The organism is Actinomyces oris, from assembly GCF_001937445.1.
GTDB classification, from domain to species: Bacteria; Actinomycetota; Actinomycetes; order Actinomycetales; family Actinomycetaceae; genus Actinomyces; species Actinomyces acetigenes.
In genome coordinates this window covers 1-25,852 of record NZ_MSKS01000016.1, presented here as the reverse complement: position 1 = coordinate 25,852, position 25,852 = coordinate 1, and the positions used below count along the sequence as shown (strand labels likewise).

General features: G+C 68.1%; 24 protein-coding genes and 2 pseudogenes. 20 read left to right on the top strand and 6 right to left on the bottom strand.

Going from position 1 to position 25,852, the window contains the following annotated elements:
• Window positions 1–57: 57 nt before the first annotated feature.
• The 4 genes from BKH20_RS05495 to BKH20_RS05480 all read left to right on the top strand — a co-directional run bounded on the left by BKH20_RS05495 (window position 58) and on the right by BKH20_RS05480 (window position 3,571).
• Window positions 58–843, top strand: coding sequence for an amino acid ABC transporter ATP-binding protein (locus BKH20_RS05495; RefSeq protein WP_075390263.1), 786 nt, complete (start codon window positions 58–60; stop codon window positions 841–843).
• Between the two features lie 89 nt (window positions 844–932).
• A complete protein-coding gene (locus tag BKH20_RS05490; protein WP_075390262.1) occupies window positions 933–1,913 on the top strand; it encodes a glutamate ABC transporter substrate-binding protein in 981 nt (326 codons plus the stop codon).
• A gap of 129 nt (window positions 1,914–2,042) precedes the next feature.
• Complete coding sequence (locus tag BKH20_RS05485) at window positions 2,043–2,699, top strand: amino acid ABC transporter permease (protein ID WP_075390261.1); 657 nt, start codon at window positions 2,043–2,045, stop codon at window positions 2,697–2,699.
• Window positions 2,696–3,571 carry an amino acid ABC transporter permease gene (locus tag BKH20_RS05480; protein WP_075390260.1) on the top strand — a complete coding sequence of 292 codons (876 nt, stop codon included), beginning with the start codon at window positions 2,696–2,698 and terminating at the stop codon, window positions 3,569–3,571. Before BKH20_RS05485 ends, BKH20_RS05480 begins: the two co-directional genes overlap by 4 nt.
• A gap of 118 nt (window positions 3,572–3,689) precedes the next feature.
• Here the strand turns inward: BKH20_RS05480 and BKH20_RS15025 are convergent, their stop codons facing one another.
• Window positions 3,690–3,944, bottom strand: a complete 255-nt coding sequence (locus tag BKH20_RS15025) for a type II toxin-antitoxin system Phd/YefM family antitoxin (protein ID WP_430793379.1) — start codon at window positions 3,942–3,944, stop codon at window positions 3,690–3,692.
• 5 nt (window positions 3,945–3,949) lie between these two features.
• Window positions 3,950–4,426: a MarR family winged helix-turn-helix transcriptional regulator gene (locus BKH20_RS05470; RefSeq protein ID WP_075390258.1), complete on the bottom strand. Its 477-nt coding sequence runs from the start codon at window positions 4,424–4,426 to the stop codon at window positions 3,950–3,952.
• 47 nt (window positions 4,427–4,473) lie between these two features.
• Here BKH20_RS05470 and BKH20_RS14950 point away from each other — a divergent pair.
• Window positions 4,474–4,832: pseudogene (locus BKH20_RS14950) on the top strand (hypothetical protein).
• A 42-nt stretch (window positions 4,833–4,874) separates the two neighbouring features.
• Here BKH20_RS14950 and BKH20_RS05460 read toward each other — a convergent pair.
• From BKH20_RS05460 to BKH20_RS05450, 3 genes are read right to left on the bottom strand one after another with little or no spacing between them, the layout of a single operon-like run.
• Window positions 4,875–6,545, bottom strand: a complete 1,671-nt coding sequence (locus BKH20_RS05460; RefSeq protein ID WP_075390257.1) for an ABC transporter permease — start codon at window positions 6,543–6,545, stop codon at window positions 4,875–4,877.
• Window positions 6,545–7,561 carry an ABC transporter ATP-binding protein gene (locus BKH20_RS05455; RefSeq protein WP_081381602.1) on the bottom strand — a complete coding sequence of 339 codons (1,017 nt, stop codon included), beginning with the start codon at window positions 7,559–7,561 and terminating at the stop codon, window positions 6,545–6,547. Before BKH20_RS05455 ends, BKH20_RS05460 begins: the two co-directional genes overlap by 1 nt.
• Complete coding sequence (locus tag BKH20_RS05450; RefSeq protein ID WP_075390256.1) at window positions 7,558–8,421, bottom strand: MerR family transcriptional regulator; 864 nt, start codon at window positions 8,419–8,421, stop codon at window positions 7,558–7,560. The genes BKH20_RS05455 and BKH20_RS05450 overlap by 4 nt, the downstream gene beginning before the upstream one ends.
• A 200-nt stretch (window positions 8,422–8,621) precedes the next feature.
• Between BKH20_RS05450 and pheS the strand changes: the two genes are divergently transcribed.
• The 9 genes from pheS to BKH20_RS05405 all read left to right on the top strand — a co-directional run bounded on the left by pheS (window position 8,622) and on the right by BKH20_RS05405 (window position 19,495).
• Window positions 8,622–9,707 (top strand): phenylalanine--tRNA ligase subunit alpha, encoded by a 1,086-nt coding sequence (gene pheS, locus BKH20_RS05445; RefSeq protein ID WP_075390255.1) that lies wholly within the window; start codon window positions 8,622–8,624, stop codon window positions 9,705–9,707.
• A gap of 1 nt (window position 9,708) precedes the next feature.
• Window positions 9,709–12,366, top strand: a complete 2,658-nt coding sequence (gene pheT / locus BKH20_RS05440) for a phenylalanine--tRNA ligase subunit beta (RefSeq protein WP_075390254.1) — start codon at window positions 9,709–9,711, stop codon at window positions 12,364–12,366.
• A gap of 126 nt (window positions 12,367–12,492) precedes the next feature.
• The gene (locus tag BKH20_RS05435) at window positions 12,493–13,011 is read left to right on the top strand and encodes a flavodoxin domain-containing protein (protein WP_075390253.1); all 519 of its coding nucleotides are present in this window, start codon (window positions 12,493–12,495) and stop codon (window positions 13,009–13,011) included.
• Between the two features lie 101 nt (window positions 13,012–13,112).
• A complete protein-coding gene (gene argC, locus BKH20_RS05430; RefSeq protein ID WP_075390252.1) occupies window positions 13,113–14,219 on the top strand; it encodes an N-acetyl-gamma-glutamyl-phosphate reductase in 1,107 nt (368 codons plus the stop codon).
• Window positions 14,216–15,412, top strand: a complete 1,197-nt coding sequence (gene argJ / locus BKH20_RS05425) for a bifunctional glutamate N-acetyltransferase/amino-acid acetyltransferase ArgJ (protein WP_075390251.1) — start codon at window positions 14,216–14,218, stop codon at window positions 15,410–15,412. Before argC ends, argJ begins: the two co-directional genes overlap by 4 nt.
• Window positions 15,409–16,335, top strand: a complete 927-nt coding sequence (argB, locus tag BKH20_RS05420; protein WP_070660819.1) for an acetylglutamate kinase — start codon at window positions 15,409–15,411, stop codon at window positions 16,333–16,335. The genes argJ and argB overlap by 4 nt, the downstream gene beginning before the upstream one ends.
• On the top strand, window positions 16,332–17,606 hold the full coding sequence (locus BKH20_RS05415; RefSeq protein ID WP_075390250.1) for an acetylornithine transaminase: 1,275 nt from the start codon (window positions 16,332–16,334) through the stop codon (window positions 17,604–17,606). The genes argB and BKH20_RS05415 overlap by 4 nt, the downstream gene beginning before the upstream one ends.
• A complete protein-coding gene (locus tag BKH20_RS05410) occupies window positions 17,603–18,190 on the top strand; it encodes an ArgR family transcriptional regulator (RefSeq protein ID WP_070660826.1) in 588 nt (195 codons plus the stop codon). The genes BKH20_RS05415 and BKH20_RS05410 overlap by 4 nt, the downstream gene beginning before the upstream one ends.
• A gap of 81 nt (window positions 18,191–18,271) precedes the next feature.
• Entirely contained in the window at window positions 18,272–19,495 is a 1,224-nt protein-coding gene (locus BKH20_RS05405; RefSeq protein ID WP_075390249.1) for an argininosuccinate synthase, read from the top strand.
• A 41-nt stretch (window positions 19,496–19,536) separates the two neighbouring features.
• On the opposite strand, the gene BKH20_RS05400 is transcribed toward BKH20_RS05405, so the two are convergent.
• Window positions 19,537–20,409 (bottom strand): formate/nitrite transporter family protein, encoded by an 873-nt coding sequence (locus tag BKH20_RS05400; RefSeq protein ID WP_075390248.1) that lies wholly within the window; start codon window positions 20,407–20,409, stop codon window positions 19,537–19,539.
• Window positions 20,410–20,575: 166 nt separating this feature from the next.
• On the opposite strand from BKH20_RS05400, the gene argH reads away from it, so the two are divergent.
• From argH to tyrS, 6 genes and pseudogenes are all read left to right on the top strand, one after another.
• A complete protein-coding gene (gene argH / locus BKH20_RS05395) occupies window positions 20,576–22,162 on the top strand; it encodes an argininosuccinate lyase (protein ID WP_178388558.1) in 1,587 nt (528 codons plus the stop codon).
• Between the two features lie 32 nt (window positions 22,163–22,194).
• Entirely contained in the window at window positions 22,195–22,857 is a 663-nt protein-coding gene (locus BKH20_RS05390; protein WP_178387875.1) for a DNA-3-methyladenine glycosylase, read from the top strand.
• Between the two features lie 134 nt (window positions 22,858–22,991).
• Window positions 22,992–23,417, top strand: coding sequence for a hypothetical protein (locus BKH20_RS05385; protein WP_075390247.1), 426 nt, complete (start codon window positions 22,992–22,994; stop codon window positions 23,415–23,417).
• Window positions 23,414–23,974: a MarR family winged helix-turn-helix transcriptional regulator gene (locus BKH20_RS05380; protein WP_075390246.1), complete on the top strand. Its 561-nt coding sequence runs from the start codon at window positions 23,414–23,416 to the stop codon at window positions 23,972–23,974. The genes BKH20_RS05385 and BKH20_RS05380 overlap by 4 nt, the downstream gene beginning before the upstream one ends.
• A pseudogene (locus BKH20_RS14605) lies at window positions 23,964–24,128 on the top strand (SAM-dependent methyltransferase); the annotation flags it as partial. The gene BKH20_RS05380 and the pseudogene BKH20_RS14605, both read left to right, overlap by 11 nt.
• Before the next feature lie 143 nt (window positions 24,129–24,271).
• Complete coding sequence (gene tyrS / locus BKH20_RS05370; RefSeq protein WP_075390245.1) at window positions 24,272–25,546, top strand: tyrosine--tRNA ligase; 1,275 nt, start codon at window positions 24,272–24,274, stop codon at window positions 25,544–25,546.
• The last annotated feature ends 306 nt before the right edge of the window (window positions 25,547–25,852 follow it).

The window sequence follows — 25,852 nt, the reverse complement described above, 5'->3', positions numbered from 1 at the left end:
CTGTTGCTGTCGATGAGACAGATGACGCTCCCACACCCATGTTGAGACGAGGTACTCGTGACCGCATCCGCACCCTCTCCTGACCAGACCGCCGCAGACCAGAACGATGACGTCCTGGTGCGGATCAGCCACGTCACCAAGTATTACGGCCGTTTCAAGGCTCTCGACGACGTCTCCCTCGACATCCACCGTGGCGAGGTCGTAGCGGTCATCGGCGCCTCCGGATCGGGCAAGTCGACCCTGTGCCGCACCGTCAACCGCCTCGAGCCGATCCAGGAAGGGCGGATCGAGATCGACGGAATCCCGCTGCCCCAGGAGGGCCGGGCCCTGGCCCAGCTGCGCGCCGAGGTGGGGATGGTCTTCCAGTCCTTCAACCTCTTCCCGCACCGCACGGTGCTGGACAACATCACCCTGGCGCCTATCAAGGTGCGCGGCATCCCCCGAGACCGCGCCGAGGAACGGGCCCGTGAGCTGCTGGCCCGAGTCGGTCTGGAGGACCAGGCCGACAAGCGTCCCTCCCAGCTCTCCGGAGGCCAGCAGCAGCGCGTCGCCATCGCCCGCGCGCTGGCCATGGACCCCAAGCTCATGCTCTTCGATGAGCCCACCAGCGCCTTGGACCCGGAGATGATCAACGAGGTCCTCGACGTCATCAAGGACCTGGCGGCCTCGGGCATGACCATGCTCGTCGTCACCCACGAGATGGGCTTCGCCCGCTCGGTCGCCGACCGGGTCGTCTTCATGGACGGCGGCCAGATCGTTGAGTCCGGCCGGCCTGCCGAGTTCTTCTCCTCCCCGCGCACCGAGCGTGCCCGCGACTTCCTCTCTAAGGTGCTCAGCCACTGAGCCCTGAACCGCATCCTCTCCCGAGTGCGGCGACCACCGCAGGCCCAGCGCCTGGGACGGCCCCTCCCCGTCCGAACGAAAGGAACACCATGACCACCCTCTCCCGCCGCGGACTGCTGGCCACGACCGGCGCTCTCTCCTTGGTAGGCGTCCTGGCCGCCTGCGCTGACACGGGCGCCGACGGTAAGGCCATCGCCTCGTCGACGGCCTCCGATGCCGACTACGACAAGGCCATCAACTCCGGTCCGGTGGCCGCCGCCGACGTCGTGGCCGCCTCCCCCTGGGCCGCCTCCGTGAAGCAGGCGAGCAAGCTCGTCACCGGTGGGACCAAGACCTCGGAGGTCTTCTCCTGGGAGGACACCAAGACGAAGAAGATCTCCGGCTTCGACGCGGCCATCGCCCAGGCGCTGGCCCGCTACATCATCGGCGGTGATGATGCTCGCTCCCTCCTCGAGGTCCAGCAGGTCACGTCCGAGACGCGCGAGACCGTCCTGACCAACGGCACGGTCAAGGCCGTCATCGCCACCTACACGATCACCCCCGAGCGGGCCAAGAAGATCGACTTCGCAGGCCCCTACTACGCTTCCAGCCAGGCCATCCTGGTCAAGGCCGATAACAAGGACATCACCGGTGTCGACACCCTCACCGGGGACGTCGCGGTCCAGTCCAACTCCTCGTCGGCCGCCGCCCTGAAGAAGTACGCCCCCAAGGCCACCGCCAAGCCCTTCGACACCCAGGCCAAGTGCGTTGCCGCCGTCGAGAGCGGACAGGTCAAGGCCTATGTCGTGGACCAGTCCCTGCTCAAGAGCGAGGTCCTGTCCAATGACAAGGTCAAGATCGTCGGTGATACCTTCGCCGAAGACCCCTACGGCATCGGACTTCCCAAGGACTTCGGGGCACAGGCCTTCGTCAACACCTTCCTCAAGACGATCGAGAATGACGGCACCTGGAAGAGGATCTGGGAGGCGACGATCGGCAAGTCCCTCGGTGGCACCGCCCCTCAGCCCCCGGCCCTCGGCTCGGTACCCGGGTCCTCGGCCGGCGGCGACGCGACCGCGCAGAGCTCCTGAACGACCTCACTGCCTGTCAGGCTCGCTGCGTCCTCGGCCCGACCGAGCGGACCCGCCGCAGGGCCGACGGCGCGGCAGCCGACAGCATTCCCGTCATGGTGACGACCCGCATCGTTCAAGGAGGCGACTGTGAGTGCCATTACCGACAATCTCCCTGCTATCGGTTGGGGGCTGCTGGTCACGCTGGTGATCTCCGTCCTGTCCTACCTGGGTGGGCTGCTCCTGGGGTCGCTCATGGCCATCTTTCGGGTCGGTCCCATCCCCCCGCTGCGTGCGCTGGGTGCGGCGTGGGTGACAGTGGCCTGCAATATCCCCAATCTGTGCCTCATGGTGCTTGTTGGGCTGGCGCTGCCTCATGTCGGTATCACCATCCCACTGTTTTGGTCGGTGATCGTGGCGCTGGTCTTCTCCTCATCGGGATTCGTGTGTGAGACGGTCCGCAGCGGGATCAACTCGGTGCCCAAGGGACAGATCGAAGCCGCCCGTGCACTGGGCATGCCCTTCGGGCTCATCATTCGCGGCATCGTCCTGCCCCAGGCGCTGGCCCGCACGATCCAGCCACTGGTCAACATCTTCATCGCCTGCCTCATCGGCTCCTCGCTTGCCGCGGCTATCGGCGTCGTCGAGCTGACGGCCGTGACGCAGAGAATCAACCAGGAACGAGCCGCGGGAGTCATCACCTTCCTCACCTCCGGTCTTACCTACCTGGCCATCGCCTTTGCCGCCACGAGATTCGGCGGGCTCCTTGAAAGGCGCCTCGAGTTCATGGGGAGGGGACGAGCATGAGCTCAGACATCATGCCGATGACCGAGCCCCGTCCACGCCGTCAGCGGGGCCAGGGCTCCGGGGCGGCGGATGCGGCACTGCTCTTCGATGAGCCCGGGCCGCGGGGGCGCATCCTGATCGCCATCGGATCAGTCGTCGCCGTCATTGGAATCGCGGCGCTGGCGGCCGCGGTCCTCTACCGGCTGGACCTCGCGGGACAGCTCGACTATCCCAAGTGGCGCTACTTCCTGGGGCAGTCGGTGGTCAGCCAGCTCCTGGAGGCGGCCGGCACCACGTTGACCCTGGGGGGTGTTGCCGCGGTGCTCACCTTCCCCCTGGGAATCGCCTTGGGCTGGCTCCGCCTGCTGGACAACCGCCCCATCAGGTGGCTGGTCGGCCTGTGGATCGATGCCATGCGGGCGGTGCCGATGCTGCTGCTCGTCTACTTCTTCCTCCTGGTGGTTCCCCGCTTCGCCACGATCTCAGACTTCTGGAAGCTGGCACTGCCCATCGTCATGTGCACCTCGGCGACGACGGCAGAGGTCTTCCGCTCCGGTGTCCGGGCGCTGGACCGTGGCCAGACGGAGGCCGCTTGGGCACTGGGGATGAGTCCATCGCTCACCATGCGCCTCATCCTGGCGCCACAGGCCCTGCGCCTCATGCTCCCAACCCTCATCACGCAGATGGTGACCATCATCAAGGGGACGACGCTGGCGTACGTGCTCGCCTACCCCGAGCTCATGTATCGCGGTTCCACCATGATCGGCCAGGCGAAGATCGACGCCCATCTGTCTGTCTTCTTCCAAACCTACGTCATCATTGCCGCGCTCTACATCATTGTGAACTGGTCCCTGGGGGCACTGGCCCGGTACATCGAGGCGCGTACTCGCTGAGGGAGGGCGACCTATTGAGGCTTATTCACAGCGCCTTTGACGGATGCTGTGAATAAGCCTCCTTCTCCTCAATGAGGAGCTTCAAGGCCGCGGAGGTATCGAGGTAGTAGACCGCTCATCATTCCCCATGAAGATCGTCCAATACGGCTTGGGAACTCATGTCTGCGGTGCGTTTCAGTGCCCTGAAGTCGACATGCGTCGCTTGACGGACCGCTCCTTGCTGCCTGAGGATGGGGAGCCGGTCCCGGGAAATAGGTGAGAGTATCGCAACGGGTTCACCATTGTTGGTGATCTCAAACGTTTGACCGGCCTGAACTTGGTGGAGGATCGCGGCGCTGTTGTTGCGCAGTTCCCGGTGTGTGATCGTATGCATATACATCATCCCGTAGCAACTGTAGCGACGCACTCCGTACTTGTTGTCACAGCGGTGCGAAGGAGTAAAGGCAGGAGCCTGTCCAAGGCCTGTTGATCGTCAGGGGAGAGGGCCGTGCGCAGGTCGGCGTCGAGTCTGCTGGCGACGTCGATGGCAGCCTTCAGTAGCCTGCGCCCTTCGTCGGTGATCTCGATGGTCTGCACTCGACGGTCGCTCCGACTACGCGTCCTGCGCACGGCGCCGGTACTGGCGAGTTGGTCGACCAGTGTGACCACCAGGCTTGGGGCGACATGAAGTCGTGTGGCGATCTCCCGTTGGGAGGTCGCCACTCCGGCGTCGACAACGGCGAGCAGTCCCACTTGTTTGTGGGACAGGCCGACGTGCTCGATGCGTCTCGAGAAGGACTGGGTGATCTGGCTGCCTGCGACGCCGAGCTGGAAGCATGTTGAGGACAGGATTGCGTGGCCATCTTCTCCGGTCATGAGAGACACGGTACAGTACGGAATGATTCAGATGTGAACGATAGGGGGTGGTCCTCATGCCGTGGTGGCTCGCGCTGCTGAACTCGGCGCTGGGAATCATGTCAGCAGGCTTCGGTGTCGTTGCGGTGATCCGCCCGCAGACGCTCGACCCTTCCTGGGACGGCGAGTCCGGGGAGCGTTTCTATCCGGCTATGTACGCGGCCCGGAGCGTCCCGCTCGGAGTGCTAGTCGCTGCCGTCGTCTGGTTGGCTCCTGCTCGGCCGCTGACCTTGCTCGTCCTGGTCGCAGCGGCGGCCGCCCAGCTTGGAGACGCGCTGATCGGTGTCGTGCACCGTGTTCCGGGGATGGTGTGTTCCCTCTTGCCGTTGCCCTCGTCCACCTGGTCAGCGCGGTATGTCTGCTCTGAGAGCAAAGCGAGACGACGAGGTGAGAGAGGGCGGTCTCGTCGTCAGGCAGGCAGGTCGCGGCGGGTGTAGGCGACCAGGCCGATCATGATGCCGATGAGACCAACCACGGCTTGGACGGCCAGAGGCTCCCAGTCGGGGGTTCCGACGACGTCGAGATGATGCCCGAGCACGCTGAGGTCCTTGGCCCAGTCCTTGAGCTCGACGAGTCCACCGAAGAACTGGGCGAAAGCGCTCCAGGTGACGACCACCCAGGACAGTCCGGTCAGTCTCGGCGCCAGGCCCACCAGGGCCGCTGCGATCCCGATGGCCGCCACCATGCCGGGCAGCTGGCTCACCGTGAACACGAAGGAACGCGCCACGGCGTGGTCATCGGTGAGCTGAGTCGCCGTCGTGGCCGCAAGGACCGTCGCCGAGACCAGCAGCAGGACGACCGCCTCGATGAGCGCGCACAGAACCTGGCAGAGGAGTACACGGCCACGACTGACCCCGGCGGCGAGCTCGACCTCCACCAGTCCCGCGCGCTCCAGGCCCGCCAGCCAGTTCATCCGTCGCACCGCCGCAACAGCCACGAGCAGCACTGTCACCACCGTCATGAGGGACACGAACTGCTCCACCGGGGACCCCACGGCCATCTTGCCGACATAGGACGCCGTCGGAGAACCGGGCGCCAGCAGATCCTTGATGCTGCCAGAGACGGATCCATACAGGAGCGCCAGACCTGTCGAGGCCAGGGCCCAACCGACGAGATCGTGCCACGACAGGCGCCCGAGCAGATCCACATGACCCCGCACCCGCCACCGGCGCCGAGACGAGCTGCGGTCGGGCAGGTAGCCGCCCAGGTACTCACGGCGCGCGGCGAGTACCACGGCGCCGAGCGCCACAGCGATGGCCACGGCACTGCACGCTGCGAGCACCGTGAACCGGTCATCGGTGTACGGGCGCACGAGGTCGCGCCAGCCCAGGGGAGTCAGCCACCTGAGCCAGTCCGAGCCGGTGCCGTCCGAGATCTGGTCGGCGCTCACCCGCAGCACGAAGGCGAGTGCGAGCATCACCATGGACAGGCCCCTGGCCTGGCCCGCCTGATGACCCAGCTGGCAGGCCACCGCCGCGATAGCTGAGAACGTCCAGCCGGTCACGCAGACCGTCCCGGCCAGTGTCCAGGCCCCTAAGACCGTCAGCTCCTCGATGCTCCTGGTCTGCCAGGTCAGAATGCTTCCGACCCCCGCAGACAGGGTGCCGACCACCACCCACACCAGGGCCACCGGCACGAGAAAAGGAACCGACCTGCCCGCGCCCGTCGCACGCAGAACCTCGACGAGACCCTCGTCCTCATCAGCCCGCAGGACCCGACACGTCAGCATAATCGCCATGAGCGCGGTGCACACGAGCAGGAAGGTTCCTGTCTGCCACTGCAGGAGCTGACCGAGCCGGCCGGGCCAGGGGACGTAGCCGTAAAGAAGACGCGTTCCCGGAGACTTGCGCATCTGCTCGATGAGCACCGTCCGGGTCTCCAAGGAGGGGTAGAAGCGCCCGTAGCTGGGTGCGGTGACACCGGCTAACAGCCACAGAGGCACCAGCCAGGCCGAGATCTGAAACCGGAATCGTCGAAGCAGAACCCTCAGGTAGGTGTCCCAGCCGGCCAGGGCGCCGGTTGCGCCGGAGCCGCTGGCCGGTGCTGTCTTGCCTGCTGCTGTGCTCGATGCGGCGTTCATCAGGCCTCCTCGTAGTGACGCAGGAAGAGATCCTCCAGACTGGTCGGCTCGCAGGTGACGTCCTGGATCCGGTGCTCGCCCGCGAGGCTCAGCACCGTCGGCACCTGCTCCGCCGGCACCTCAAGGGTCAGGCGGCCATCGTCCTCGACGACGTCGAGCCCCAGGGCTTCCAACGCCTGCGAGACGGTCCCGAGCTCGTCGGCCGCAGCACCCAGCTCGATGCGGGTGCGCGACAACCGCCGCAGGGTCCCCAGGTCACCGTGCTCGACGACCCGGCCGTTCTTGATGATCGTCACCGCACTGCACAGGCGCTGGACCTCGGCCAGGATGTGGCTGGAGAGCAGAACCGTACGGCCCTCGCCGCAGGCTCTGGCGACCTCCTCGGTGAAGACCCGCTCCATGAGCGGATCCAGGCCACTGGTGGGCTCATCGAGCACCAGTAGGCTCGTCGGTGCGGCCAGGGCCGCCACGAGTGCCACCTTCTGCCGATTCCCCTTGGAGTAGGTTCTCACCCGTTTGCTGGGATCCAGGTCGAAGCGCTCCATGAGCTCGGCCTCCCGCTTGGCATCGCGCGAGCCGCGCAGCCCGGCCAGGGCGTCGAGCACCTGCCCGCCGGTCAGGGCCGGCCACAGCGCCACGTCACCGGGAACATAGGAGACCTGCCGGTTGATGAGCGCGGCCTGCTTCCACGGCTCGCGGCCCAGCACGCTCACGCTGCCGCCGTCGGGCCGGTAGAGCCCCAGCAGGACACGGATCGTGGTGGATTTCCCCGCCCCATTGGGGCCGAGGAAACCGTGGACGCTGCCCGCCTCCACCGTCAGATCCAGGCCGTCAAGCGCCCTGAAGCGCCCGAAGCGCTTGACCAGACCGTGCACGCGCACCGGCGGCTCGCAGCCGGCTCCCAGATCACGGACCGCGGTGGGAGGAGAGGCGGTGGCGGGCTGGGCCACCTCCGCATGCGACGTTACTGCTGACGTACGTGCTGCCTTCTTCGCCTTGGTTCTCTTGGCATTCACAGCACTGGCTCCTCTCCCGCCGAGCGGCGGATCGTTGCGGCGAAGTCCGGATCGGCGAGCATGAGCTCCATGAGCTCAGCCACGAAGGCCTGCTGAGCCGGATACGGATAGCTGGACGTGGTCAGGACATGGGTCAGTCGCCACATGGCGCGCCCCAGAGCGCCCGAGGGAAGGTCCGCCAGGACGGCCAGGGCATGCTCCTTGTGGCGGCACGCCAGCCTCCAGCCGTTGTGCGCGAGCCGGTGCGCCTCAACGCGCCCCTCGACCTCGCTCAGCGTGGCCAGGCGGGTGAAGTCCATGATCTGCTGAGCGGACAGCTCTCGATCATCGTCATCCAGCGCCTCGATGAAGGGGACCACGCTGTCGGGCACCATGCCCAGCGAGGCGAGCACCACCATCTTCTGGCGCTCGGCCCCCAGCACTTGCACACTGCCGCCCAGGCGAGCGATCCGGGCCTCGATGTCGTCGTAGAAACGAGTCAGAGCGCTGGGAGCGGGGGACAGGCCCTCACCGCGCTCCACCCGGGCAATGAGCTCATCGACCCGGGAGGCCTGCTCGGCCAGGCTGCGCTGCTGAGCCTCGATCGTGCCCCGTGTGGCCCGCAGATCGCGCAGCACCGCCTCGCGACGAGAGTCCTGATCGGTGCCGATCGTGTCCGAGGCGAGCATCTCCGCCACCTGGGTCAGCGACAGTCCTCCGTCGGCCAGCCACCGGATACGCAGCAGACGGGCCACGTGCTCGACGCCGTACTCGCGCCGCCCCCGCACCGTGGGCGGAATCTCCAGCAGACCCAGGTGGTGGTAGTAGCGCACCGCCCTCGGCGTGGTACCGGCGATCCGGGCGAGCTCCTTGACGTGCATGAATCCATCTCAGCAGGTGACGTAACGTCACCGTCAAGTCCCAGGTGGCAGCAACCCGACCGGAGCGCATGACAGCGCATGACCAAGCGGGGGGTGACCCCCGCGCCACCCCGGTGACGGGACGATTCACACCCACGCGACGGCGCGGACTACCCTTAAGGGCGGACAACCCCGGAGACACCTGGTGGAAGGCACCGCATATGACTGACGCTCCCGGCGCGCTCTCGCCCCTGGACGAGGCCGGCATCAACGCCGCCGTCGAGGAGGCCCTGGCCGCCTTCGCCGCAGCCGGCACCCTCGCCGAGCTCAAGGAGGCCCGCCTGGCCCACACCGGCGACGCCTCACCACTGACCCTGGCCAACCGGCTCATCGGCACCCTGGACAAGGCGGACAAGCCCACCGCCGGCAAGCTCCTGGGCGGCGCTCGCGGGCACATCGCCAAGGCTCTGACCGCCAGGCAGGAGACCCTCGAGGCCGCCGCCGAGGAAGAGATGCTGCGCACCGAGGCGGTCGACGTCACCATCCCCACCTCGCGCACGCAGGCCGGTGCCCGTCACCCCCTCGACATCCTCATTGACGAGGTCTGCGACTTCTTCACCTCCATGGGCTGGTCCATCGCCGAGGGGCCGGAGGTCGAGCACGAGTGGTTCGACTTCGACGCCCTCAACTTCGACGCCGACCACCCCGCCCGCCAGATGCAGGACACCTTCTACATCGACGGCGCCAGCGTCGGGGCCGCCGAGGGGCAGGCCGCCAACCTCGTGCTGCGCACCCACACCTCCCCGGTCCAGGCCCGCGTCATGCTCGAGCAGCAGCCCCCGCTCTACGTGGCCTGCCCCGGCAAGGTCTTCCGCTCCGACGAGCTCGACGCCACCCACACCCCCGTCTTCCACCAGGTCGAGGGCCTGGCCGTGGACAAGGGCCTGACGATGGCGCACCTCAAGGGCGTCCTGGACCACTTCGCCAAGGCCATGTTCGGCCCCGAGGCGCGCACCCGCCTGCGCCCCTCCTTCTTCCCCTTCACCGAGCCCAGCGCCGAGATGGACTTGTGGTTCCCCCAGAAGAAGGGCGGCGCCGGCTGGATCGAATGGGGAGGCTGCGGCATGGTCAACCCCAACGTGCTCACCGCCTGCGGCATCGACCCCGAGGTCTACACGGGCTTCGCCTTCGGCATGGGCCTGGAGCGCACCCTCATGCTGCGCCACGGAATCGCCGACATGCATGACATCGTCGAGGGCGACATCCGCTTCTCCCAGCAGTTCGGCACCACCGGAAAGGGAAACTGACATGCCCTACGTCCCCATCGAATGGCTGCGCGAGCACGTCGACGTCCCCACCGGCCTGAGCGCCGAGCAGCTCGCCGCCGACCTCGTGCGCGTGGGCCTGGAGGAGGAGCGCATCGTCCCCCCGGCCGTCACCGGCCCCCTCGTCGTCGGTAAGGTCCTCACCCGCGAGGCCAAGGAGCAGTCCAACGGCAAGGTCATCAACTACTGCCGCGTCGACGTCGGCCCCGAGCACAACGACGCCCCCGGCACCGGCAAGGAGCCCTCCGACCTGCCCAGCCGCGGCATCGTCTGCGGCGCCCACAACTTCGACGTCGGCGACTACGTCGTCGTCTGCCTGCCCGGCGCCGTCCTGCCCGGCGACTTCCGCATCGCCGCGCGTAAGACCTACGGGCACGTCTCCGACGGCATGATCTGCTCGGCCCGCGAGCTGGGTATCGGGGAGGACCACTCCGGCATCATCGTGCTCCAGCAGTGGCTGGCTGAGCACGGCCACGAGGGCGAGGAGCCGCCCGCACCCGGGACCGACGCCATCGGCATCCTCGGCCTGGGGGAGGAGGTCCTGGAGATCAACGTGACCCCGGACCGCGGCTACTGCTTCTCCATGCGCGGCGTGGCCCGCGAGTACTCCCACTCCACCGGTGCCCGCTTCACCGACCCCGCCGACGCCACCAACACGGGGCTGTACCCCAACGGCGTGGCCCCCGTCGGGGAGGGCGGCTTCGACGTCGTCGTCCCCGAGGACCCCCGCCCCATCCACGGGCGCCCCGGATGCGATCGCTACGTCGCCCGCCTCGTGCGCGGCATCGACCCGAGTGTCCCGTCGCCCACCTGGATGCAGGACCGCCTGGCCGCCGCAGGCATGCGGCCCATCTCCCTGGCCGTTGACGTCACCAACTACGTCATGCTCGACCTGGGCCAGCCGCTGCACGCCTTCGACGCCGGAAAGCTCACCGCCCCCATCGTCGTGCGCCGTGCTCAAGAGAGTGAGCGCCTCACCTTCCTCGACGAGGTCACCCGCACCCTCGACCCCGAGGACCTGGTCATCGCCGACTCCCCGGAGGGCGAGGGCTCCCGGGCACTGGTTCTGGCCGGCGTCTTCGGCGGGGCCCTGAGCGAAGTCGATGCCGATACCCGCGACGTCCTCATCGAGGCCGCCCACTTCGACCCGGTCAGTGTGGCCCGCTCCTCGCGACGCCACAAGTTGCCCACCGAGTCCTCCAAACGCAACGAGCGCGGCGTGGACACCGAGCTGGCGCCCATCGCCGCCCAGCGGGCCGTTGACCTGCTCGTGGAGTACGGCGGCGGCACCGCCGAGCCTGTGGCCACCGACATCAACCGCACCCGGGCCCCCGAGCCCATCACCATGCGCGCCGACGCCGCCGAGCGCCTCACCGGCGTCGCCTACGGAACCGAGCGCGTCACCGAGCTGCTCACCACCATCGGATGCACCGTGGAGCACAGCGGTTCCGCCGACGACGGCACCATCCTGCTGACCGTCACCCCGCCGACTTGGCGCCCGGACCTGGTGGGCCCCGCCCACCTGGCCGAGGAGATCGCCCGCCTCGACGGATACGACGCCATCCCGGTCATCGTGCCCACGGCCCCCGCCGGCACGGGACTGAGCGCCGACCAGAGGGCCCGCCGTGACATCGTGCGCGCCCTGGCCGACGCTGGACTCACCCAGGTCCTGTCCTACCCCTTCATCGGGGACGTCCACGACCTGCTCGAGATCCCTGCCGACGACGCTCGCCGCCAGAGGGTCCGCCTGGCCAACCCCCTGGCTGAGGACGCCCCCTACCTGCGCACCAGCGTGCTCGACTCCCTGGTCGACGTCGCCCGGCGCAACGTCTCCCGTGGCCTGACTGACGTCGCCGTCTTCGAGGTCGGCTCCGTCACCCACCCGGCCGGAACCGTTCCCGCCCCGATCCCCGGAACCTCCGAGCGCCCCAGCCAGTCCGAGGAGGCCGCCCTCGAGGCGGGCATCCCCGCTCAGCCCACCCACGTCGGTGCCGTCATGACCGGTGAGCGCGAGCGCTCCGGGGTTCTCGGGGCGGGCCGCCCCTGGGACTGGGCCGACGCCGTCGAGGTGGTTCGCACCGTGGCCGCGGCGCTCGGGGTGCAGGTCGAGGTCTGCGCCCCTGAGCACCCCTACGCTCCCTGGCACCCCGGCCGCACCGCGGAGATCCGCCTGCCCGGCCGACGTCGGGGCAAGGAGATCGAGCCCGGCAGGCTCGTCGCCCATGCCGGAGAGCTCCACCCGCGGGTGGTGCGCGCGCTCGGACTTCCCGAGCGTGCCTGCGCCGTCGAGATCGACCTCGACCCGCTGCTGGAGGCCGCCCGCAGCGCCGGGGCGCTCCAGGTCAAGGCCGTCTCCACCTTCCCGGCCGCCAAGGAGGACATCGCCCTCGTCGTCGACGAGACCACTACCGCCGCCGAGGTCGAGGCCCTGGTCAGACAGGCCGCAGGGGATCTGGCTGAGGAGGTTCGCCTCTTCGACGTCTTCCGCGGCCCCCAGCTCGGCGAGGGCAAGAAGTCGTTGGCTTTCTCCCTGGTGCTGCGGGCCCCCGACCGCACGCTGACAGCCGAGGAGACCGCCGCTGTGCGCAAGCGCGTGGTCAAGCGGGCAGCCAAGCTTCTGGGGGCCGAGCTGCGCAGCTGAACCACGCAGATCTACCAGCACTGACGGCCATATGTGATGCACATCATGGCCGTCAGCGCTTTTTCAGTGCTTTCGTCGAGTAGGGGATCCCAGACAGCGGGTGTGGTCTCAGTAATACTAGGCGGCATGAAGATCCTGCTGACCTCTTCCTCCAAGCACGGGTCCACCGATGAGGTGGCCGCGGTGATTGCCGAGCGGCTCCAGGCCGCCCAGATCGATGTGGAGACCAAGCGCCCCGAGGATGTCGACAGCGTCGAGGAGTATGACGCCTTCATCCTGGGCAGTGCGGTCTACATGACCAAGTGGACGCCGGAGGCCGTCGACTTCACCAAGCGTTTCCATGACGTCCTCAGGGCCAAGCCCGTGTGGGCCTTCTCCGTGGGGCTCTCCGGCCTGCCCAAGGGCAAGGTCTCCGACCCCATGCGCATCGGCCCGGTGCTCCTGGCCATCGACCCGAAGGATCACATGACCTTCGCGGGCCGCTTCGACCCCTCCAGGCTCAGCCTGCGGGAGCGCTCCATCGCCAAGCTCGGGGGAGCGAGTGAGGGCGACTACCGCGACTGGGACGAGGTGCGCCAGTGGGCCGACGCCATCGCCACCTCCCTCCATGACGACGCGCTCACCGGCCGCCGTGATCGCTCCTAGTCCTCGACCCTGAGTCTTCGACCCTGAGGGCGGAGGGAGGAGATGAATCACAGCAGCGGGCGATGAATGCATTTCTATGCATGCGGATGTATGGTTGCTGCATGACTTGGTCAGTTGCTGTTGCTGGAGCCACCGGATATGCCGGCGGCGAGGTTCTGCGCCTGCTCACAGCCCACCCGGAGGTGGAGGTCGGCGCACTCACCGCGGCCTCGTCCGCGGGCAGTCGGATCGGAGACCACCATCCGCACCTGCTGTCCCTGGCGGATCGCATCGTCCAACCCACTGAGGCGGAGATCCTCGCCGAGCACGACGTCGTCGTCCTGGCCCTGCCGCACGGAGCCTCAGGAGCCGTCACGGCGGCGCTGGAGGAGCTCACCTCGAGCGGCGGCGCGCCGCTTCTCATCGACTGCGGGGCGGACCACCGACTGACCAGCCAGCAGGCGTGGGAGACCTTCTACGGATCGGACTACGCCGGTGCCTGGACCTACGGCATGCCCGAGCTCCTGCACCACGGCGAGACGCGCGCCCGCGCTCAGCGTGAAGAGCTGGCAGCCACCAGGCGCATCGCTGTCCCCGGCTGCAACGTCACCGCTGTCACCCTGGCGGTCCAGCCCGGCATCGCCGCCGGACTCCTCGATCCCTCCCGGCTCACCGCGGTGCTGGCCGTCGGCTACTCCGGCGCAGGCAAGACCCTCAAGCCTCACCTCACCGCAGCCGAGGCGCTGGGGTCGGCTCAGCCCTACGCCGTCGGAGGCACCCATCGGCACATTCCCGAGATCCTCCAGAACCTGGAGGTGGCCGGCGCCGCCGCGGGCTGCGTGCACCTGTCCTTCACCCCGGTCCTGGTCCCCATGAGCCGCGGCATCCTCGCCACCGTCACCGCACCCATGACTACGGCCCTGCGCGAGGCCCCCGAACCCGAAGCCGTCCTGCGGGCGGCTTGGAACGACGCCTACGGGGCCACCGGCACCGGTGAGAGCCTCATCCAGCTGCTGCCCGAGGGGACCTGGCCCACCACCGGCACCGTCCTGGGAAGCGGAACCGCCACCGTTCAGGTCGCTATCGACCGTGGCGCGGACGCCGTCGTGGCCATGTGCGCCATCGACAACCTCGGTAAGGGCACCGCCAGTGCCGCCCTTCAGTCCCTCAACCTTGCTCTCGGGCTGAAGGAGACCACCGCCATCACCGCCCAAGGAGTCGCACCGTGAGCGTAACCGCAGCCCAGGGATTCCGTGCCGCCGGCGTGCGCGCCGGCCTCAAGGCCTCCGGCAAGCCTGACCTCGCCCTCGTCGTCAATGACGGGCCGCTGGACACCGCGGCCGGGGTGTTCACCACCAACCGGGTCGTCGCCGCCCCCGTGGTCTGGTCACGCCGGCTCCTGGCCGGTCAGGAAGGCGGGCAGCGGGGCCACGCCCGCGCCGTCGTCCTCAACTCCGGCAGCGCCAACGCCTGCACCGGAGCGCAGGGCATGCACGACACCGAAGCCACCGCCACCCGCACCGCGGGTCTGCTGGGCGCCGAACCGGGCCAGATCCTGGTCTGCTCCACCGGCGTCATCGGGGAGCGCATCGACATGCCCGTCCTCCTGGAGGGCATCGACGTCGCCGCCCTCGCCCTGGCCGACACGCCCCAGGCCGGGACCGACGCCGCCACCGCCATCATGACCACCGACACCGTCTCCAAGGAGGACACCCTCACGGTCGGTACCGGGGCACAGAGCTGGACCATCGGCGGCATGATCAAGGGAGTAGGGATGCTGGCCCCCGGGATGGCCACCATGCTCGCCGTCATCACCACTGACGCCGTTCTCACCCCTCAGCAGGCGCAGGATGCCCTGGCGTTCGCCACAACGCGAACCGTCAACCGGATCAACTCCGACGGCTGCATGTCCACCAATGACACGGTCCTCCTGCTGGCCTCCGGAGCCTCCGGCACCACCCCCTCCCGGGCCGAGCTCGACGAGGCGCTCACCGAGGTGATGAGCCGGCTCGGCCGGCGCCTCGTGGCCGACGCCGAGGGCGCCACCCACGACATCGCCATCACCGTCTCCGGAGCCGTCAGCGAGGAGGCCGCCGAGGCCGCGGCCCGCACCGTCAGCTCCTCCAACCTCCTCAAGTGCGCCGTCGCCGGGGCCGATCCCAACTGGGGGCGCATCCTCTCCCAGCTGGGGACCGTGCCCGAGGACGTCTGCCCCTTCAACCCCGATGAGGTCGACGTCGCCATCAACGGCATCACGATCTTCAGCCACGGCGCCCCCCAGCCCAACCGGGACGCGGTGGACATGAGCCCACGCGAGACCCGCATCGACATCGACCTGTCGGCGGGCCCGGCCGAGGCCACCGTGTGGACCAACGACCTCACTCACGGATACGTCACCATCAACGCGGACTACACGACATGAAACGGACCCCTCTCGACCCACAGACCAAGGCATCCGTCCTGCTGGAGGCCGTGCCGTGGCTGCGCACCTACAAGGGCGCCACCATGGTCATCAAGTACGGCGGCAACGCCATGGTCAACGATGAGCTCAAGCGCGCCTTCGCCCAGGACATTCTCTTCCTCCACCAGGTCGGGGTGCGCCCCGTCGTCGTCCACGGCGGCGGGCCCCAGATCAACGCGATGCTCAAGCGGCTGGGCATCGCCTCGGAGTTCCGCGGAGGCCTGCGCGTCACCACCCCCGAGGTCATGGACGTGGTCCGCATGGTCCTCACCGGCTCCGTGCAGAGAGAGCTCGTCTCCCTGCTCAACATCGACGGCTCAGCCGCCGTCGGCATCAGCGGTGAGGACGGCGGACTCCTGCGAGCCCGGCAGCGCCTGGCCACGGTGGACGGGAACAAGGTCGACGTCGGCCTAGTCGGTGACGTTGTCGACGTCAGCCCGCAGCCCATCATCGACCTGCTCGACCAGGGCCGCATCCCGGTCATCTCCTCGGTCGCCCCGCTGACGACGGACTCCGAGACCGTCCTCAACGTCAACGCCGACACGGCCGCCGCCGCGATCGCCGTGGCCCTCAAGGCCCGCACCCTGCTCATGCTCACCGACGTCGAGGGGCTCTATGCCGCCTGGCCCGACCGCAGCACGCTGGTGCCCTTCATCAGCGCCGCCGCGCTGGAGGAGCTCCTGCCCACGCTCGAGGCCGGGATGATCCCCAAGATGGAGGCCTGCCTGAGGGCCGTCTACGGGGGAGTCGCACAGGCGCACGTCGTTGACGGACGTCAGGCCCACAGCATGCTGCTCGAGATCGTCACCGACCAGGGCGTCGGCACCGTCATTCACCCCGGAGACGCCCCGGTCCCACCGCTGAACGGAGGCAAAAGCCTATGACCCCCTCCTCACACGCTCAGGCACCCGTCGCAGAGGTGAACGGGGCCGGCACCGGCAACGCCGGTTGGCTGACCCGCTACACCGACGCCGTCATGAACACCTTCGGCACCCCCAGCCGGGTCCTGGTGCGGGGGCGGGGCGCCCACGTCTGGGACGCCGACGGCCAGGAGTACATCGACCTGCTGGCGGGCATCGCCGTCAACTGCCTGGGGCACGCGCATCCCGCGATCGTTCAGGCCGTCACCGAGCAGCTCTCCGAGCTGGGGCACGTCTCGAACTTCTTCACCACCCCCGCCCAGGTCAGTCTCGCCGAGGAACTCGTCCGGCTCACCTTCCCCGACTGCCCCGCTCACGACTCCCGCGTCTTCCTGGCCAACTCCGGTACCGAGGCCAACGAGGCCGCCTTCAAGATCGCCCGCCGCCATGGCGGTAGCCGGCGCCCCCGGGTCCTGGCCCTCCAGAATGCCTTCCACGGCAGGACCATGGGTGCCCTGGCCCTGACCTACAAGGCCGCCTACCGTGAGCCCTTCGAGCCCCTGCCCGGCGGGGTCGAGTTCATCCCCGCCGGAGACGTCGAGGCACTGCGCACCGCACTGGGGCCGGACGTGGCGGCACTCATCGTCGAACCCATTCAGGGCGAGGCCGGGGTGCGTGAGCTTCCCGCCGGATACCTGGAGGCGGCCCGCGAGCTGACTGAGGCCGCCGGCGCGCTGCTCATCATTGACGAGGTCCAGACCGGAATGGGACGCACCGGCGCCTGGATGGCCCATCACCTGCTGGCACCGGGCGTCGTCCCCGACGTCGTCACCCTGGCCAAGGGACTGGGCGGAGGCATCCCCATCGGTGCGGTGGTCACCACCGGGAAGGCCGCGGCTCTCCTCGAGCCGGGCCAGCACGGCACCACCTTCGGCGGCAACCCCGTGGCCTGCGCAGCAGCGCTCGCCGTTATCGAGACCATCCGCAGCCAGGCCTTGCTCAACCGGGTTCAGCGGCTCGGCTCGGCCTGGTCCCGAGAGCTGGCGGCCGTTGACGGAGTCGACCAGGTGCGCGGCCGGGGCCTGCTGCTCGGTGTCGGGATGGGAGACGGGCTCCCGCCCGCTGCTGAGCTCGCCGCCGCCCTGGCGACCCGCGGCTTCATCGTCAACGCGCCGCGCCCCGACACGATCCGCCTGGCTCCCCCCTTCATCCTCTCCGATGACGACGCCAGGGCCTTCACCACCACACTGTCTAAGGTCCTTGCTCGGGCCCTGTCAGAGAATGCCGGTTCATGAGTGCCGCAGTCGAGGCCTCTCAACGTGACCAGACGGCAGCGGCCCCACTGGTTCCCGGGACCAAGGCCGCCAGGCACGCCAGTATCGTCCAGATCCTGTCACGTGAACGCATCCGCTCCCAGGCCCAGCTGCGCAAGTCCTTGGCTCAGCGCGGCATCAGTACCACCCAGGCCACGCTCTCACGGGATCTGGTGGAGCTGCGGGCCACGAAGATTCGCGCTCCGGGCGGAGAGCTCATCTACGCCATGCCTGAGGCCGGTGCCCCCGGCCAGGTCCATGCCGGAACCCTCTCCGAGACGGAGGAGACCGACGACTCCCTGCGTGCCCACACCACCCCTCGCCTGTCCCGTTGGTGCGCCGAGCTGCTCGTCACCGCCGAGTGGGCCGGCCCCCAGGTGGTCCTGCGAACTCCTGCCGGCGCCGCCCAGCTGCTCGCCGGGGCCGTCGACGACGCCATGATGCCCGGCGTCATGGGGTGCATCGCCGGCGACGACACCGTCCTGGTCATCACCCGCGGCGCCCAGGTTGCAGCCGATGTGGCCAGGCACCTGCTCGCTCTGGCCGATCCCTCGGCCCGAGCCTGACCTTTCTCCCCACCACCCTTGACATTCCCAGTCACCTCAACGCCGCTTCGTCGGCGCCATCACGAAGAGAAGAGTGATCCCATGAGCATCCACAAGGACCGTGTCGTCCTGGCCTACTCCGGAGGCCTGGACACATCCGTCGCTATCGGCTGGATCGGCGAGGCCACCGGTCGAGAGGTTGTGGCTGTCGCCGTCGACGTCGGTCAGGGCGGCGAGGACCTTGAGGTGATCCGTCAGCGAGCCCTCGACTGCGGCGCCGTCGAGGCCTACGTCACCGACGCGCGAGACGAGTTCGCCAATGACTACTGCATGCCGGCTCTCAAGGCCAACGCCCTCTATGAGGGGACCTATCCGCTCGTCTCGGCCCTCTCCCGCCCCGTCATCGCTCGCCACCTGGTCAAGGCCGCCCGCGAGTTCGGCGCGCACACCGTGGCGCACGGCTGCACCGGTAAGGGCAACGACCAGGTCCGCTTCGAGGTCTCCATCACCTCCATGGCCCCTGACATGGACTGCATCTCCCCGGTGCGCGATCTGGCACTGACCCGTGACGTGGCCATCGACTACGCCGAGAAGCACAACCTGCCGATCGAGACCACCAAGCACAACCCCTTCTCCATCGACCAGAACGTCTGGGGGCGTGCCGTCGAGACCGGGTTCCTCGAGGACCTGTGGAACGCCCCCACTAAGGACGTCTACATCTACACCGATGACCCCGCTTACCCGCCCCTGCCCGACGAGGTGATCCTCACGTTCAAGGAGGGCGTTCCCGTAGCCATCGACGGTCGCGAGGTCAGCCCCTTGGAAGCCATTCAGGAGCTCAACCGCAGAGCCGGCGCCCAGGGCGTGGGACGTATCGACATGGTCGAGGACCGACTCGTGGGGATCAAGTCCCGCGAGATCTACGAGGCCCCCGGCGCCGTGGCCCTGATCGAGGCCCACCGGGCGCTCGAGGCCGTCACCCTGGAACGCATGCAGCGCCGCTACAAGCGGAGCATGGAGCAGACCTGGGCCGAGCTCGTCTACGAGGCCCAGTGGTACTCCCCGCTCAAGCGCTCCATGGACGCCTTCATCGAGGACACGCAGCGCTACGTCAGTGGTGACATTCGAATGGTCCTGCACGGCGGCCGGGCGACAGTCAACGGGCGCCGCTCCGAGACGAGCCTGTACGACTTCAACCTGGCCACCTACGAGAGCGGAGACACCTTCGACCAGTCCTCCTCACGAGGATTCATCGAGATCTACGGGATGCAGTCCAAGCTCGCTGCCGCCCGCGACGTGCGCGCCGGCAACGGTCGAGGGTTCTGACCGAGCCGCGCCGCCGGCCCCGCCACCTCCGAAGCACTCGGCTACTCGGCCGCCTGTGCCTCGTGGTGGTGGGGCTGGCGGCGTAGCCAGTGGGAGTCGTCGTTGGCGTAGGCGTAGTAGCCACCGATCAGCAGCCCACCGCCCACGAAGTTGCCCAGCAGCGCCACGGCCACGTTCCCCAGCGCCGGCAGGACATCGATCCCGTGCGTCAGCCCCACGACGGTGAACAGGACGGTGTTGGCCACCGAGTGCTCGAAGCCGAGGAAGGCGAAGACGAATACGGCAATGATCATGGAGAAGATCTTGGACCAGTCCTCGTGGATGAAGCCGTTGTAGATGAGGAGCATCGCCAGGTTGATCATGAAGTTGCACAGGATCGCCCGCACGAACAGGTCAGCGACCCCGGAGGCCGATGACAGGTAATGGAGTTTGGCCTCCACCGAGTGCACGGCTTGCTCGCCAGTGGCTCCGTCCACGAGGGTGGAGAAGTGGTACATGACGGCGAAGACGAGACCGCCCATGAAATTGCCTGCCAGGCACATGGCCAGCACCCTCAGGGTTCTCCACGCTGAGATGCGCTTGTAGTAGTAGCCGATGACCACCACCATCATGTTGCTGGTGAGCAGCTCGGACTTCGTGTAGTAGATGAAGACGAGGGCGGGCCCGAAGGCCAGGGCCCCGAGCATCTTTCCGACCCCCGCGAGCGAGGCGTCCCCGAGGCGCAGGCCGTCGAAGACGCCGACAATGGCGTAGTTGACGATGTAGAAGACCGCCACGATCATGCCGGCCATGGCGGCGCGCATGAGGTAGCGGTGGGCGATCGCCCCGGTCATCCTGGTCTTGGTCTCGAGGGCCTCGAGTACGGTAGAGATGAACTGCTTGCCTGGGAAAAGTGCGTCTTGTTCGGCGGGCATTGGCTTATCATGACATTGCCCGTCAACCGCGATACAGGCCTTTCCTCCTTCTCGTTGGTTGGCACCGCCGGCCTGGCTCCCTCTCCTTCACCTTCCTCACGAATGCCCGGGAATAACCCACGACAGGGCCTTTCCTGACTGGACGTTGAGGAACCTGCGCGGGCAGATGGGTCATGATGGTGTCATGAGCCAGTTCTCCAGCCAGCCCGATAAGCCATCCGCTGCCCAGCCCGTCGCCTCAGAACCTCAGCAGGACGCGGCCCCCGCCGGCGTCAGCCTGTGGGGTGGACGCTTCTCAGGAGGACCCGCCGACGCGTTGGCTGCCCTGTCGGTGAGCACCCACTTCGACTGGCGCCTGGCCCGTTACGACATCGCCGGCTCCCGGGCCCACGCCCGCGCTCTGGCGCAGGCCGGCCTGCTGGACGAGGAGCAGCTGTCCGGCATGCTGGGAGCCCTGGACCGTCTCGAGGCCGACGTCGTCGCCGGCATCTTCGTCCCGGAGGCCACCGACGAGGACGTCCACACCGCTCTGGAGCGCGGCCTCATCGAGCGCGCCGGTGATGACCTGGGGGGCCGTCTGCGCGCTGGACGCAGCCGCAACGACCAGATCGCCACCCTCATCCGCATGTACCTGCGCGACCAGGCCCGCCACGTGGCCGGACTCGTCCTCGACGTCGTCGACGCCCTCATCGACCAGGCCGCCCAGGCCTCCGACGCCATCATGCCCGGACGCACCCACATGCAGCACGCCCAGCCGGTGCTCGTCGCCCACCAGCTGCTGGCCCACGCCTGGCCCCTCATGCGCGACGTCGAGCGCCTTGAGGACTGGGACTCCCGCGCCGCCGTGAGCCCCTACGGATCCGGCGCGCTGGCGGGCAACACACTCGGTATGGACCCCGATGCCGTGGCCGCCGACCTCGGATTCGAGGCCGCCGTGGAGAACTCCATTGACGGTACCGCCGCCCGCGACGTCGTCGCCGAGCTGAGCTTCGTCCTGGCGATGGTGGCGGTGAACGTCTCGCGCCTGAGCGAGGAGATCATCATCTGGAACACCAAGGAGTTCGACTTCGTCACCCTGGACGACTCCTACTCCACGGGCTCGTCCATCATGCCGCAGAAGAAGAACCCGGATGTGGCCGAGCTCGCCCGCGGTAAGGCCGGACGTCTCATCGGTGACCTGACCGGGCTGCTCGCCACCCTCAAGGCCCTGCCCCTGGCCTACAACCGGGACCTGCAGGAGGACAAGGAACCGGTCTTCGACGCCGTCGACACCCTGGCCATTCTCCTGCCGGCCGTCAGCGGCATGGTGAGCACGATGACCCTCCACTACGAGCGCATGGCCGAGCTCGCCCCCCAGGGATTCTCCCTGGCCACCGACATCGCGGAGTGGCTGGTCAAGAACGGTGTGCCCTTCCGCAGCGCCCACGAGATCTCCGGAGCCTGCGTGCGCGAGTGCGAGAAGCGCGGCGTCGAGCTGTGGGACCTGACCGACGCCGACTTCGCCGCCATTGATGGGCGGCTCACCCCGGGCGTGCGGGAGGTCCTGTCGGCCGAGGGCTCGGTAGCCGCTCGCACCGGGCACGGCGGCACCGCCCCGGTGCGGGTGGTGGAACAGCTCGCCCGCGCCATCGCCCGCAGCGCCGAGCTGCGAGTCTTCGCCTGGGAGGGCTCCCTGCTGGACGGCCCCGCGGGGCCCCAGTGGCCCGAGCCCAGTGAGGCCGATGTGGAGCGGGACGAGGAGCAGCAGGACTGAGTCGGGGCGGCAGGACGATGTCAGGTGGTGGCATGGGGGAGACGGTGACCGAGTTGAGCTCCGAGGTCGCCTCGCTGCTCAGGTGCGACAGCCTGGAGGTGGCTCCGGCGCTGCTGGGCGCCGTCATCGCCGTGAGCGACTCGCACGGGCGCGTCGCGATCCGCTTGACCGAGGTGGAGGCCTACCGCGGCGAGAAGGACCCGGGCTCCCACGCCTTCCGGGGGCGCACGGCGCGCAACGCCTCCATGTTCGAGGCCGGCGGGCGCATCTATGTCTACTTCACCTACGGCATGCACCACTGCCTCAACATTGTCACCGGACCTGAGGGAGTCTCACGCGCGGTGCTGCTGCGCGGGGGAGAGGTCGTGGAGGGAATCGAGCAGGCTCGGGCGCGTCGCCCCGCAGCCCGCACTGACCGCGACCTGGCTCGTGGCCCGGCGCGGCTGTGCGCCGCACTGGGACTGGATCGCTCCGACGACGGCGCACTGCTGGGCGGGCCGGGATCACGCATCAGCCTGACGTTGCCGGAGCCGCAGCGGGCACCGGATGCCGGGCGCATCCGCCGCGGGCCCCGAACCGGGGTGGCCGGCCCCGGGGGAGACGGAGATGCCTTCCCGTGGCGCTTCTGGCTGGACGGAGAGCCCACTGTCTCGACGTACCGGCCTGCCGTCACCAGGAGACGCTCACAGGACTGAACGTCACTGAGCCTCACGTCGTCGGGCACCCACTTGCAAGCACTCTTCCCATCCACTAATAATGGGTGCACAGATTATCGTTGCGAAGACTATTCGTAGCACTGAACCGCTGAGCGCGGAGGAAGGAGACGGCCATGTGGTCGACTGAGTGCCAACGGACAGTGGATCTCCCGGCGGAGGTCCTGTGGGAGACCTGGATCAAGGTGCTCTCCGGTCGGATCGAGCTCCCGCAGGGAGATCGCTACGAGCCGCGTGAGCCTGTGGGGCCCGGCGCCTCGATCACGATGACACCGGAGGGGCAGGACAGTATCGAGATCACGGTGATCCGCTGGGAACCCCCTCATGTCCAGGCAGACCGGGTCTCCTACGGGGGAGTGGAGCTGACCTTCACCCACTCCTTCATGCCCGCGCAGACGCAAGGGAAGAGTGTGGTGACTACCCGCCTCGACATCGACGGCCCCGGTGCCGACGATGTAGGCCCGACGATCGGCCCAGGAATCGCCGAGGACTTTCCGCAGGCCATCGACTCGCTCGTCGAGGCTGCTAGGGTCGATATGTGAAGACAAGGTTCCAGGGTCCTGGGGCGAGTCCCGGCTTCCTCATGTGGAGGGCCGCGCTGGCCTGGCAGCGAGACATTGCTGCCGCCCTGGAGCCAGTTGGACTGACGCACTCCCAGTTCGTTCTCCTGGCTTGCACCCAGTGGCTCGAGGAGCACGGGGACGGGGCCAGTCAGGTGATGGTTGCGAGCCAGGCGGGAATGGACGTGAAGACCGCCAGTCAGGTGCTGCGCCGGCTGGAGCGGGCCGGTCTGGTGTCGCGGCAACCGGATCCCAAGGACGCCCGTGCCCGGATCGTGACCATGACGGCGGCAGGCAGAGATGTCGGGGCCCGGGCAACGCGTCTGGTGGAGGATGCCGACGAGGCGTACTTCGCCGCCGTGCCCCACCTGCGTGAGGCGCTGCTGCGCGAAGCCGGCGTCGTAGCGCGCGGATCAGCGCCGCAGCCCAACGAGGAGACCAATGCGTCCATCGACCGGACTGTGAGCCCCACGATCTCGGATGACTCAGCCGGTCCGCCCCAGGCGGCTACTCCGCCAGGTTCCCGCAGTGGCCGGTGACTACTGGAGCCACAACGTCGCTTTTCACCGGCGCATCGTGCGGGACGCGGCGTTGCGCGGCGGCAGAGCGCTCGATGTCGGATGCGGTGACGGGCTCCTGCTTGCGCGCCTGGCAACGGTGTGCCGCTGCGCCGTCGGACTTGAAACCGACGAGATCGTCGTCGGCTTGGTCTCTTCGTGGAGGCCGAGCCGGAGCATGGCAGACTATCTGTGCCGGAGGTATCAGCCGGACCCGAGCGTGACGCGCCGGGAACACGAGTGCGGTAAGCACGACAACCCACGGAAGGCGACTGGACAGTGACGGACATCCTGGACGAACTGCAGTGGCGCGGGCTCATCGCCCAGCACACCGACATTGACGCGCTGCGAGCGGCGCTCAGCGACGGGGCCGTCACCTTCTATTGCGGGTTCGACCCCACTGCGCCGAGCCTTCACCACGGGCACCTCGTAGCCGTCAAGGTCATGCGTCATCTTCAGCTCGCCGGGCACCACCCCCTGGCGCTGGTGGGTGGGGCGACCGGGCTTATCGGCGACCCGTGCGCCAAGGGGGAGCGCACCCTCAACACCAAGGACGTCGTTGCCGGCTGGGCAGCCAGCCTGCAGGAGCAGCTTGAGAACCTTCTCGACTTCAGCGGGGACAACCCGGCGCGGATCGTCAACAACCTGGACTGGACCCAGGCGATGAGCGCCATCGACTTCCTGCGGGACCTGGGCAAGCACTTCCGCATGGGCACCATGCTCTCCAAGGACATCGTCGCCCGGCGCCTGGCCAGCGAGGAGGGCATCTCTTACACCGAGTTCAGCTACCAGATCCTCCAGGCCAACGACTACCTCGAGCTCTACCGACGCTACGGCTGCACCCTGGAGATCGGCGGCAACGACCAGTGGGGCAACCTCGTGGGCGGGATGGACCTCATCCACAAGGTCGAGGGCGCCTCGGTCCACGTCATGACCAACCCCCTCATCACCAAGGCCGACGGCACCAAGTTCGGCAAGTCCGAGGGCGGGGCGATCTGGCTCAACCCCGAGATGCTCAGCCCCTACGCCTTCTACCAGTTCTGGCTCCAGGTCGACGACGCCGACGTCGTGCGCTTCCTCAAGGTCTTCACCTTCCTGGAGCGTGAGGAGATCGAGCGCCTGGAGGCGGCCACGGCCGAGAACCCGAAGGCACGTGAGGCGCAGCGGGTTCTGGCGCATGAGGTCTGCACGTGGGTTCACGGAGCCGACGCGACCGCCCAGGCGCAGGCGGCGACCTCCGCACTGTGGGGCCGCGGCGACCTCGCCGACATCGATGAGGCGACGATCCTGGCGGCCACGGCTGATCTCGCCTCCAGTGACGTGACAGTCGGACAGACCACGATCGTGGACCTGCTCGTGGGCACGGGGCTGGAGCGAGGACGCAACGCCGCCCGCAAGACCATTGCCGGGGGCGGGGCCTACATCAACAACGTCAAGGTGGCCGACGAGACCGCGGTCATCGGTCCCGAGCACCTGCTCGCCGGGGGAGTGGTCCTGGTGCGTAAGGGACGGCGGAACCTGGCCGTCGGACGCGCGGTTCAGGCTTCCTCATAAGGGGGAAGCTGCACCTTACGAACACGGTTGTTGAGCGGTGACGGTGCCTTGTGGGCACCGTCACCGCTCAACAGTTTGACGGGTTGGTGGTCGGTGCGTAATGTTCTCTCCGGCCCGAAACGGGGAGGATGAATTTCCTCAGGCCGACCGGGAACTGAGAACTGAAGAGAGCCGAATAAGAGACGAGGGTCACCGCCCATTCGTTTGACTCAGAAAATCCGGCTCGCTAAAGTTTCTCAGGCGCTTCCGGGAGCGAAGCAGAAGACAGAACGTCTTGTGATGAGTTCTCGGTGGGTGTGTTGTTTG